At 54.1% G+C, this 11226-nt stretch carries 8 protein-coding genes; 7 read left to right on the top strand and 1 reads right to left on the bottom strand.

Features of this window, described 5'->3' with window-relative positions; all coding sequences use genetic code 11:
• Positions 1-2 precede the first annotated feature (2 nt).
• On the bottom strand, positions 3-341 hold the full coding sequence (locus B4C79_RS06590; protein ID WP_171097341.1) for an STAS domain-containing protein: 339 nt from the start codon (positions 339-341) through the stop codon (positions 3-5).
• Between the two features lie 248 nt (positions 342-589).
• Between B4C79_RS06590 and bcsB the strand changes: the two genes are divergently transcribed.
• The 7 genes from bcsB to bcsA are packed head-to-tail and all read left to right on the top strand — an operon-like array spanning position 590 to position 11224.
• Positions 590-2821: a cellulose biosynthesis cyclic di-GMP-binding regulatory protein BcsB gene (bcsB, locus tag B4C79_RS06585; RefSeq protein ID WP_291739355.1), complete on the top strand. Its 2232-nt coding sequence runs from the start codon at positions 590-592 to the stop codon at positions 2819-2821.
• Between the two features lie 2 nt (positions 2822-2823).
• Positions 2824-3975 carry a cellulose synthase complex periplasmic endoglucanase BcsZ gene (gene bcsZ / locus B4C79_RS06580; RefSeq protein WP_291739354.1) on the top strand — a complete coding sequence of 384 codons (1152 nt, stop codon included), beginning with the start codon at positions 2824-2826 and terminating at the stop codon, positions 3973-3975.
• Positions 3968-6391, top strand: coding sequence for a cellulose synthase subunit BcsC-related outer membrane protein (locus B4C79_RS06575; RefSeq protein ID WP_291751733.1), 2424 nt, complete (start codon positions 3968-3970; stop codon positions 6389-6391). Before bcsZ ends, B4C79_RS06575 begins: the two co-directional genes overlap by 8 nt.
• Complete coding sequence (locus B4C79_RS06570; protein ID WP_291739352.1) at positions 6392-7798, top strand: hypothetical protein; 1407 nt, start codon at positions 6392-6394, stop codon at positions 7796-7798.
• Complete coding sequence (locus tag B4C79_RS06565; RefSeq protein ID WP_105028015.1) at positions 7795-8004, top strand: hypothetical protein; 210 nt, start codon at positions 7795-7797, stop codon at positions 8002-8004. The genes B4C79_RS06570 and B4C79_RS06565 overlap by 4 nt, the downstream gene beginning before the upstream one ends.
• Positions 8001-8741 (top strand): cellulose biosynthesis protein BcsQ, encoded by a 741-nt coding sequence (gene bcsQ, locus B4C79_RS06560; RefSeq protein WP_291739351.1) that lies wholly within the window; start codon positions 8001-8003, stop codon positions 8739-8741. Before B4C79_RS06565 ends, bcsQ begins: the two co-directional genes overlap by 4 nt.
• The gene (gene bcsA, locus B4C79_RS06555) at positions 8738-11224 is read left to right on the top strand and encodes a UDP-forming cellulose synthase catalytic subunit (protein WP_291751731.1); all 2487 of its coding nucleotides are present in this window, start codon (positions 8738-8740) and stop codon (positions 11222-11224) included. The genes bcsQ and bcsA overlap by 4 nt, the downstream gene beginning before the upstream one ends.
• Positions 11225-11226 lie beyond the last annotated feature (2 nt).

Genomic DNA, 11226 nt, shown 5'->3' with positions numbered 1-11226 from the left:
AATCAGGCCTGCTGTAGAAAGGCAACTGCCTTGGGCATGTCTTCCAGCAGGGAAAATTGTCGGTCCATGCGCGAAAGCTCAAACATCATTCGCACAGATTTGTTCATGCCCACCAAGGCCAGCTTGCCTTGATGATTGGTGATGTTTTTCAGCAGAGCAACCAGAGACCCCAAACCACCAGAGTCCACCAGCTTGACAGCCCCAATGTCCAAAGCGAATTTTTGTGTCAGGTCCAGTTTGGACACCACCGCATTTCGGATGATGGTTCCCACGGCACTGTCCAATCGAACCGCGTCTACGCGCAGTACGAAAATATCCCCCACCTCTTCTGTCGAAACCATGTTGTTCGCCCTAAACTGTTAATTCTCTTTTCTTAAAGTGTGCTCTTTTAGACACTTCACGCAATAATTATATAAAACAAGCCCTAGAAATTGAGCATATACAAAAACAATAGGATAACGTGTCGAACTATGCTGCATACTTTTTAAAATATTGATAAATATTGATCAAATATTTTTGAATACAGTGATTTAAGCAGGCATTTATTAAAAACCTGTTCTTATATTCCAGTCGACCGGCGAACCCACTTATGCGACACATACTATTCTCAGCGTTTCTTCTATTTTGCCTGACAGGGTACTCACAAGAAAGAGGAGAACCAGCTACGGTATCAACCGGCCAGGAAACTGCGCCTGCCGTTGAGCGAACCCGCACATTGACATTTGCCCAAATGGGACAGCCCAACGGGGTTCGGTTGAGTGGTATCAACCGCTTTGTGGACTTGAATTCAGGCATTCGCCTGGACGAATTGGTAACCCGCGCAAGCCTTAGCCTGAGGGTGCTTTACCCACAAGGTATGCGCCACGATCAATCCTTTGTGCGTGTGTATGTCAACAACCAGCTTTCAGGTTTGTCCCAGCTGAGTGTAGCGCGCGCCGGTGTACCGCACACTGTTGAAATTGAATTGGACCCGTTGCTGTTTTCCGATTTTGCAACCATTCGCGTGGAATACGACGGCACCTACGACAGTGAGTGCGTGGACCCGGGCAACCCCACCCTGCGGTTTGACATTCGCCCGGAAAGCACATTGACCATTGGCTCAACACCGCTGAATCTGGTGAACGACCTGGCGCTGCTGCCAGCGCCTTTTTTCGATCCTCGAGACAACCGCAAGCTCCGGTTGCCTCTTGTGCTGCCCGTGGAACAAACCGAAGCCAGCATGAAAGCCGCGGGTATTTTGGCCTCCTGGATGGGTGCGCAAGCCTTTTACCGCCAGGCTGAGTTTGAATTGCTTGAAGCTGCGTCACCAACGCGCCACACCATTATTCTGACCAAAGGCAAAAAAATGCCTGAAGGCATGAGCGAGGCCGACATTGAAGGCCCCTCACTGATGATTGTGAGTGCCAAAGAAAACCCTTGGATAAAACACCTGTACGTGATGGGCCGCAGCGACGAGGAGCTGCTGCAAGCCGTGTATGGCCTGGTGATTGAAGGCCAAGTGCTGAGCGGCCAGAAGGCCCTGATCAAGAAAGTGGACTTGGGCGCCCCGCGCAAGCCTTACGACGCGCCGCGCTATGTGCCCACCAACCGGCCTGTGCGCTTTGCCGAGCTGATTGATTTTCCTGGTCAACTGGAAGTGAGTTCTGACAAGCCACGCGCCAGCCTCAATTTGCGCCTTCCACCCGACTTGTTCAGCTGGGCAGGCCGCAATATCCCCATGGATTTGAAATACCGCTACACAGCGCCTTCCCGCTGGAACGATTCGCTGCTGAACATTGAAATCAATAACTCGCTGATTCAATCCTTCCGTCTTGCCCCACGCTCGGAACAAGTGCAAAACAAAATCAATATTGATTTGTTGGGCCAGGCTGAACTGACCAGTGAAGAGGCGCTACAAATTCCAGCTTTCCGCGTGGGTGGCAACAACGAACTGGCCTTTGCATTTGGCTTTATGGCCGAAGGTGGTGGTTCTTGCACGCGGGTATCGCAAGTAGCCAGAGGATCCATCGATCCGGAATCAACCCTGGATTTCTCCAACCTGCCCCACTACACCCGCATGCCGAACTTGACCGCCTTTGCCAACGGTGGTTATCCCTTCAGCATTATGGCAGACCTGTCGGACACAGCGATTGTGCTGCCCGCCAATCCCACACCGCTTGAAATTCGTTCCTACCTGAATGTGATGGGCCTGTTTGGACAGTGGACAGGTCTGCCTGCCACTCGCACCACCCTGATTGTTTCTGACAAGCCCGAAGGCATTGGAACCAAGAACTGGTTGGCCATGGGCACCAGTGATCGCCTGGATTGGCTGAATAATGCCAACATGAATTTGCCCATGGTATTGAACGCCACCGAACGCAGCATGGGCCTGCCACCAGCCATTCAGTGGCTGAAGGGTTTGTGGCAAAGCGATACGGAATTACAACCCAGCGACAGCGCGCGTGCCTTGATTCAAACCGCAGGCTCGCTGGGTGCGATTGTGGGATTTGAGTCACACCTTGCACCCAAAAAAGCCGGGCTGGTGGTAACGGGCACCGACCAAGACAGTTTTGAGCGCGCAGTGGCTGCCCTGTCGGATTATGGCGACGTTGCCAAAATCAAAGGCAGCGTGAGCCTGATTCGTGGCGATGACATTCAAAGCTACAGCCTGGGAGAAACATACATCAGCGGCGCTCTGCCTTGGTGGTTGCGTTTGCGTATTGCGTTTTCAGAATACCCCGCATTGATTGCAGTGGGTGGTGCCCTGGCTGGGGTGATCTTGGCGATTCTTGCATTTGGCTGGTTGTCTGGCCGGGCATCGCGCCGCACAAAAGGCAATTGACCATGGCCTTGTGGCGCAATTTGTTGCAACGCCTGGGGCAGGGCGCAGTACTGCTTGCTGCTACCGCAGCATGCAACGCCACGCCCGCGCAGGCCTGGCCTGCATGGGACGGTTTCAAAAGCGCGTTTGTCAGCGAGGACGGGCGCGTGATTGACCGAAGTCAGGAAGACCTGCGCACCGTGTCAGAGGGGCAATCCTACGCTCTGTTCTTTGCCTTGGTGGCACAAGACCAAAAGGCGTTTGACGCCATATTGAATTGGACTGAGAACAACCTGAGTGCCGGCGACATGGGCAAACAATTGCCCGCATGGATTTGGGGCAAGAAAGGGGAAAGCTGGGGCGTGATTGATGCCAACAGTGCATCAGATGCCGACCTGTGGATTGCCTACGCCCTGCTTGAAGCCAGCCGCGTGTGGTGTAACCAAACCTACGCCGACAAAGCGCGCACATTGGGTGATTTGATTCTGAACAAAGAAAGTATGGAAGTCAGCGGCTTGGGCTTAAGCATATTGCCAGGCCACACCGGCTTTGTGCTGGACAATGGTGCGGTGAAACTTAACCCCAGCTATCTGCCGCCTTTCATGATGGCCCGCTTTGCCAATGCCTGGGCAGACGACTCGCGCTGGGCCCAAGTTTACCTGGCCAGCCAGAAACTGCTGCTGGACACCGGCCGCACAGGCCAGTATCCCGACTGGGTGCTGTACAACAACGGCGAAATGAGCTTGCCCGACGATGAGCAACGTGGCGATTATGACGCCATACGCACCTATCTGTGGATCGCCATGAGCAGCGAAAACGACCCCACCACAGCGCCCTTGCTGAAACAACTGTCGCCCTTGGCGGCCTTGCTGTTAAAACGCCAGAACATGCCTGAGTGGTTTGAACCAATGACTGGAAAATTTTCCACAGAGCGTGGGCCTTCCGGTTTTCAGGCCAGCATGGCACCTTTTCTTCAAGCCGTCGGAATGCCCGAGCTTGCTAAAAAATTTCACACCCAAAGCCTGAAAACTTCGAACAAGGAAGCGTGGCTGAAATACGGTTACTACAACGGCGCCTTGAGCCTGTTTGCTCAAGGGTACATGGACAAGTTTTATCGATTCAATTCCTTGGGCGAATTATTACCCCGAGGCAAAGAGGTTAAAAGCTGTGGCTAAGTGCAAATCAACTTATGGCCTGCGGGCCCGCACGCTTGCATGGGCAATACAAGCCAGCTTTGTGGCAATGCCCATGATATTGCCAACGCCAGTGCATGCCAATGTGAATACGCAGCAAACCAATATTCGTGCGCTGAGTGAAAAAGGGGTGTACTGGTACGAACGTTTTCGCTTCGATTTGGCGGTGCAGTCTTTCAACAAAATATTGTTGATAGAACCCACCAACGCGTCGGCCTTGCGCTGGCAAGGCTTGATTGATCTTGCGCGTGGCGATGTGCAGGCAGCCAATGTGTGGCTGGGCAAACTGCAACTGGTACACGGAAACAATCCGTTTTCCATTGAGTTACAACAAGCCATTGCCTTGGCATCCGACAAGCGGCAGCAATTTGCAGAGTTGCGTTATATCGCAGACAGCGAACAAGTTCCTGCCAACCTGCCACAGCGTCTTCGGCAATTGCTTCCACAGCCACCCTTGGGTGAAGCTGCAGTACAAATATATCGCTTGATGAACCGCACCCCGGAAGGCCGCAGCTACGCCCGCGAGCAAGTGGCCGAGCTGGCCAGGCAATACCCGGACGACCGCCGTTACAGAACCCTGCTTGCTGAACTGGGCGGTGCTGGTGCCAGCACACTTGCACAAACGCCAACACCCGGTGCCGCGCAACCCCCCCGCCGCCCAGCCAATACCAACCGTACAAAACCCGCACCGGCAGCTCTAGCCCAGCCAACAACACCCGAAGTTGCGCCCCCCCCGCCTGCAGAGCCTGAAGTACCCACAGCCCCGGTACTTTCTGACTTCGAACAGGGACAACAACTGGCTGACAATGCACAAAAGCAGATTGATCAGGGCAACAAAACTGAGGCAGCCCGGCTGCTACAAAACGCAGTAGACCTGAACCCGAGCTACCCCTGGTTTCGCTACGACCTGGCCACCCTTCTGGATGACCAAGGCGATGCAGGCAGCAAACAGGCTGCCCGGCGAGTCATGGATGAAGGCCTGGCGCAGGAGAAAGGGCAGGAAATGCGATTTGCAGCTGCGCTGCTGGCCGCTCGCCAGGACCGTGGCAATGACGCCATTGAATTAATTGATGCCGTACCCCGTGAAAACTGGACTGAGGGCATGACTGCACTGGCAAAGCGGGTGCAATATGGCCAGTACCTCGATGGCTTGCGTGCGCAAGAGAGGAATGGCGAGTTCAATGCGCTGGCCAATTCAATTGGCACAACACCCAAGTGGCGAGCCGAACCGGAGGTGCAGGCACTGGAACAAAATCTTCAGCGCAAACGACAGGTGCGCTTGCGGATGTCGTATGAAAACGCAATTATTGACGGCGATGAAGGTGTGTCCCGCATCGACAGTGACGAAATCCCCTTGCAACTGGATTTGCCACTCGATTTTGAACGCACTCTGTTTTTGCGCGCAGACACACTGAATGCGAATTCGGGCCGCGTGAACCCCGCCACCGCCAGTAACTTTGCAAAGCTGGGCACCACACTGCCCACCGACCCAGCCATCGCCAGCGACCGACTGGATCAAAACTACAAAGGCCATGTGGTGGGTGTGGGTGTACAAACCGAACAATACCGGGTTGATTTGGGCACCACGGTGGGCGACTACCCGGTCAATGACTGGGTGGGTGGTGTGCAATGGCGCACTAGCCTGGGTGAAGGTTCATTGCGGCTTGAAGTGGCGCGGCGCATGGTCAACGGCAGCGTGCTGTCGACCACGGGGGCCATCGATCCCTTAACTGGTGAGCGCTGGGGGGGCGCACGGCGCAACGGTGTCAGCGCGGTGTATTACCAGGCATTCAACCCCACTCTTGACTTTGTTGGCATTGCTCGGGCCAACCTGATTACCGGCAAAAACATACCCGACAACACCGAGTACAACCTGCAAGGCATTGTGGGTAAAACCGTGTTTCAGCGCCCGGGGCATGAGGTAGAAATTGGTGCGTCGTTATTTTTGTGGTCGTTCGAAAAGAACCTGCGCTTTTACACGTTTGGACAAGGCGGTTACTACAGCCCCCAGGCATTTGGTTCGCTCACATTTCCCATTACCTGGACTGGCAATGTGAATGGCTGGTCCTGGCAGGCCCAGGCCCGCGTGGGTGCCAGTGAATCACGAGAAGACGACACTGCGCTTTATCCGCTGAACCCGGAACTTGCCGCTGCCGCTGCAGCACAAGGCAACCCCACCTTGCAAATTGGTGGCCCGGGTGGCGGCACCAGCACCGGTTTGCGCCTTGCACTTGAACGCCAGGTGTTAAAAAACTTTGTGGTGGGCGGTTATTTTGAGATCGACCGATCTGAAGGTTACAACCCTGACCGTTTGCAACTTTATTTGAAGTATTCGTTTGGTGATTTTTTCGAATTAAGCGTGCCACCAGAAGGTGTTGCACCTTACTCGAGGTTTTGAATGATTGACTTGCCCAAGCCCGGAGCCTACGTTGTGCGCGCGCCCCATGCGAATCATTTTTCGCAGGGCCTGGTGCAACACTGGCTGGACTCGCAAGAAGAAACACCATTCAAGTCGTGCCTGTGGCTCACAGCAAGCCCTAAAAACGAGGTGCGCAACCTGCTTGAACCTTATTTGCTCAAACGCGCTGGCGCCCCAAAAGGTCTGGATGTGGTCTCAGTTCGAAACTTGTGGGCCAAAGGACATGCGAAAAACGGCATTCGCCAACTTTGCCGTTCCCTGAACACACTGTGTGTACTCAAGCCGGCCTTGGTCGTGATTGAACATGCGGAACTTTGGTTTGACGACAGCGACGAACCCTTGAACCGGCAAAACCCGCTGGCGCAAATGCGCCTGCTGCACCAATGGGCTCACCATGCACAGGCCCATGTAGTCACCACTGTGCAAGGTGACCTGCCCGAATGGAGCACATTTGCCGACGGACTGGCCGATGTCAGCGATCTTGGCGAATTCGAGTTTCGCCCTTGGTGGCCAAGCCAGTGGGGCTTGCAAACCAACTTGTGGAACGACACAACGGCGCTGTCAAAACTGCCCATGCACCATGTGCTGGACAGTGGGGTATTGGGTAGCCTGAAACAACTGGCGCAAACCTGCCACAACCTTCGTTTTGGCACGGACCAACAACACGGAATTCACATACAGGCACACGGCGAAATGACAGCACAAGATGCGTCAGTGCTGCTGCGTATGGGTGCGGACACTGTGTGGCTACAAGACGAAAGCATTGAAACCTGGCTAGGCCTGAGCACCGGGCAGGTGAACAAACCAGAAATGAACCTGACCGCCACGGACAATCACCAGAACACGTTTGCCCGAGACTTGCACGAAGTGTTCATGCCTGGCCTGTTGACTGTAGTGGCCAACCCCACATTCGCAGCGCAGGGTTTGATGATGATGCAACTGGCCAAACGATGGTCAATGCACTGCACGCTGACACGCCTTTCCCTGATGCGTCACATGACCGCACAAACCGCATTGCGCCTAGCCAATTGGTCGCAGGCCACCTGTGTGTTCACGGCCACCAGGGAAGCAATTTACCTGCTGAAAGTTTGGACCAGTGAGCCCGATGAGGCCAGCTACCGCGGCTGGCTTGAATCGTGTTTCCGGGAAAACCTGCCCGTGCTGTTCAGTGGCGATATTCAGTTTTTGGGTGAAGAAACCCAAAGTGAGTTGCTTGCCGATTTGCACGAAGAACTGGAACCTTTGTCGGTACAAGACCTGATGGGCGTCGACGAAAACAAGCCAGTGAAATTGGCGGAGCTGTGGGATGAAGCCCCGGAAGCCCTGAACCAAAATCGCCCATGGACACAACGCCTGAATGCACTGCTGAGCGAGGATGCAAAATGATAGTGTTTGCGCTGATCGTGAGTGGTTTGTTGCTGGGTGTCTTGCTCACCATTTTGTTGGTGGGAAAAATGATGAAAAACCCGACAACCCGAATCTGGCTAAGTGACTGGGCAAACTGGAGCAACAACCAGCTGCCCGACGACTGTGATCAGTTGGTGCGGCATGGCAAGTGGATTGCCAGCCCCGATGACAAAGAGGACGCATGATCATTATTGCTTTGGTGTCTCCCACTGGGGGGGCAGGACGAACCAGCCTTGCAATTGCCGCAGCCACCCAGCTCAACATGTTGGGCCGCAATGTCACGCTGGTGCAGGCTGACCCGGCCAACAACATTGAATTTCAATTGGGCTACTCCAGTCGCAGCGCTCGCGGCCTTGCGCATGTCATCTTGCAGGGCGAACCGATTAGGCAGGCGTTAAACACCACCAATGCCAGTTTCAAGTTGTTGCCTTTCGGTGAAGTGTCCGTGGCACAGCAATTGGCTATAGACCGCGTGTTGATGGAGCAGCCCCAACGCCTGACAGATCTGTTTCAACAAGACGAATTTGCTGACGATGCTGTGGTGATCATCGACTTGCCGCGCTGGCCCGCCCCCTGGTGCCAGAAAGTGATGGCCCTGTCTGATCTTAACCTGATTACCCTGATTCCAGACTCTGCCTCCGTATTGGGCATCGATACACTGTTGCCACATTTGCTGGAAAGCCGGGGCGCATCGTACTTCCTCATGAATCGCTTCGACTCGGCCAAAGTACTGCACCTGGATTTGTGGACCTTGTGCAAGATGAAACTAAGCCACCGCCTGTTGCCATTTTATTTGCATGAAGACCAGGCCTTGGCAGAAAGCCTGGCCGCCGGCCTGGCGCTGGCCGACTACGCGCCACGCTCACAGCTGGTGGAAGACCAGCAAAAGCTGTGCAACTGGATCGACGCGGAGATCGGATGAGTACCTCATCAAGCTGGATCAACCGACTGGAGCGCCTGCTGGACCTGCGCGAATTTCCGAACCTGAAAACCCGGGTTCGTTTGTTGCGCCTTTTTCAGGCACTTTGGTTACGTCCCAACAGTTTGAACAGTGCGCTTGAAGCATCGAACGGCCGACAAGGCCGAAGTCTGCCAGGCTTCGTGTTTCAAATTGTTGTCGTGGCTTTGCACGACTTGCTAAGCCCCATAGCGTATCTGTTCAAACTAATGATTCAGCGCCCCTACCGGGCAGTGCGTGCCCTGTTTAGCAAGTTCACCGACTATGCCGTGCGCGCCGCCCGGCTTGAACAGCGTATTGAAAACGCCAGCCACTTTGTGGTGCGCTTCAAATGGTTACGCTGGGCGTTGGGCCTTTCTGCCTTGACCTTGTTTCTGTTCACAGCGCAAGCCTCCCTGCCATTGGCCGGGCAGTGGGTTTTTATTGTGGTGTGTTATCTGTTTGCCATGTTGTTCAAGCGCTTGCCTGAACGTTTTGCCAACTTGTGCCTGATGGCACTGACCATGTTGCTGCTGGCACGTTATGTGTTTTGGCGCTTCACCAGTTCGCTTGATCTTGAAACCGGCACTGAAATTTTTCTGGGTTACACCCTGGTTGCAGCCGAAGCCTACACCTGGATTATCCTGATTTTCGGTTTTATCCAGACTGCATGGCCTTTGAAACGCAAACCCATGCCGCTGGAGTTGAACCTGAATGATTGGCCCACCGTGGACGTGTTCATTCCCAGTTACAACGAACCTTTGTCGGTAGTTCGCCCCACGGTTTATGCCGCCAAGGGCTTGGACTGGCCACTTGAAAAAATCACGGTTTACATTCTGGACGACGGGCACCGCCCCGCCTTTGAAGAGTTTGCAAAACAAGCTGGTGTTGAATACATTTCACGCCCGGACAACTCTCATGCCAAAGCGGGCAACATCAACTATGCCTTGAAACACACGCATGGCCAGTACATCGCCATTTTTGATTGCGACCACATACCCACACGCTCGTTTTTACAAACCAGCATGGGTTGGTTCAGCCGCGACCCCAAATGCGTGTTGGTGCAAACGCCCCACCACTTTTTCTCGGCCGACCCGTTCGAACGCAACTTCAACTCATTTCGGCAAATGCCCAACGAGGGCTCTTTGTTCTACGGCCTGATTCAGGACGGCAATGACTACTGGAACGCCTCATTTTTCTGCGGCAGCTGCGCGGTGATTGAACGCAAAGCATTGCTGGAAGTGGGTGGCATTGCGGTAGAAACCGTGACTGAAGACGCGCACACCGCCCTTAAACTGCACAGCCTGGGCTACAACAGTGTGTACTTGAACAATATTCAGGCAGCGGGCCTGGCCACTGAAACCCTGGCGGGCCACATTGGTCAGCGCATTCGCTGGGCACGCGGCATGGCGCAAATTTTCCGCACGGACAACCCGATGTTCAAAAAGGGGTTAAACCTTTTTCAGCGCGTTTGTTATTCCAACGCCATGCTGCATTTTTTCTATGGTATCCCCCGCATGATCTTCCTGGTCATGCCCATGGCATACCTGTTTTTTGAACAACACCTGATCAATGCTGCGGCAGTAACCATTCTCAGTTATGCCTTGCCACAGTTGATGATTTCCAGCTACACCAACTCGGTGATTCAGGGCAAATACCGTCGATCGTTCTGGTCTGAAGTGTATGAAACCGTGTTGTCCTGGTACATCATTCTGCCGACTACGCTGGCCTTTATTAATCCGAAACTGGGCAAGTTCAACGTCACCTCGAAAGGCGGCTTGATCGAGAAAAGCTATTTCGATGCCAACATTGCGAAGCCCTACCTGATCTTGCTCTTGATCAATGTGCTTGGTTTCTCCGTGGGCTTGCTTCGACTGTTTGTGTTCAATACCCATGAAACAGGCACCGTGTTGATGAACTTGTTGTGGTGCGGTTTCAACCTGGCCATTCTGGGTGCGGCCGTGGGTGTTGCAACCGAGTCGGTTCAAAAACATGTGCACCACCGTGTGCGCATGGTGATGCCTGCCTTTTTGAAACTGCCCGGCGGCTACACAGTCAGTTGCTACACCGAAGAATATTCAGCAGCGGGGCTGACATTGGCTGTGGCCGATACCACTGGCATCAGCGAATTCAGCCAGGTGCAGGTTGGCTTGCACCGGGGCGACCGAGAATTTCTGTTCCCAGCGAAAATTCACTTCACCGAAACCGGACAGGTTGAAGCCCTGTTCACCAACCTAACCCCGGAACAAGAGACACAATTGATTCAGTGTACCTTTGGCCGCGCCGACGCCTGGCTGAACTGGCAAGAAGACCAAACCCGTGACCGCGCACTGGGTGGCCTGAAAGACGTGTTTGCAAAAGGCATGATCGGCTATCTACGCCTGTTTGCCTGGTTAAAAGACGGTGCTGTTGATTTGGGCAATCGCCTGATGGGCAACAAGAACCAAACCGAGAAGTGGGAGAACTAGGG

Origin of the sequence: Limnobacter sp. UBA7229 (genome assembly GCF_002473065.1) — a bacterium.
Taxonomy (GTDB): domain Bacteria; phylum Pseudomonadota; class Gammaproteobacteria; order Burkholderiales; family Burkholderiaceae_B; genus Limnobacter; species Limnobacter profundi.
The sequence above is the reverse complement of the archived record's forward strand: the minus strand, read 5'-3'. Positions and strand labels throughout refer to the sequence as shown.

Excerpts from the sequence above, each read along its gene's own strand:
- B4C79_RS06570 (WP_291739352.1), top strand. The coding sequence starts at position 6,392 with ATGATTGACTTGCCCAAGCCCGGAGCCTACGTTGTGCGCGCGCCCCAT.
- B4C79_RS06565 (WP_105028015.1), top strand. The coding sequence starts at position 7,795 with ATGATAGTGTTTGCGCTGATCGTGAGTGGTTTGTTGCTGGGTGTCTTG.
- bcsA (WP_291751731.1), top strand. The coding sequence starts at position 8,738 with ATGAGTACCTCATCAAGCTGGATCAACCGACTGGAGCGCCTGCTGGAC.
- bcsQ (WP_291739351.1), top strand. The coding sequence starts at position 8,001 with ATGATCATTATTGCTTTGGTGTCTCCCACTGGGGGGGCAGGACGAACC.
- B4C79_RS06590 (WP_171097341.1), bottom strand. The coding sequence starts at position 341 with ATGGTTTCGACAGAAGAGGTGGGGGATATTTTCGTACTGCGCGTAGAC.
- bcsZ (WP_291739354.1), top strand. The coding sequence starts at position 2,824 with ATGGCCTTGTGGCGCAATTTGTTGCAACGCCTGGGGCAGGGCGCAGTA.
- bcsB (WP_291739355.1), top strand. The coding sequence starts at position 590 with ATGCGACACATACTATTCTCAGCGTTTCTTCTATTTTGCCTGACAGGG.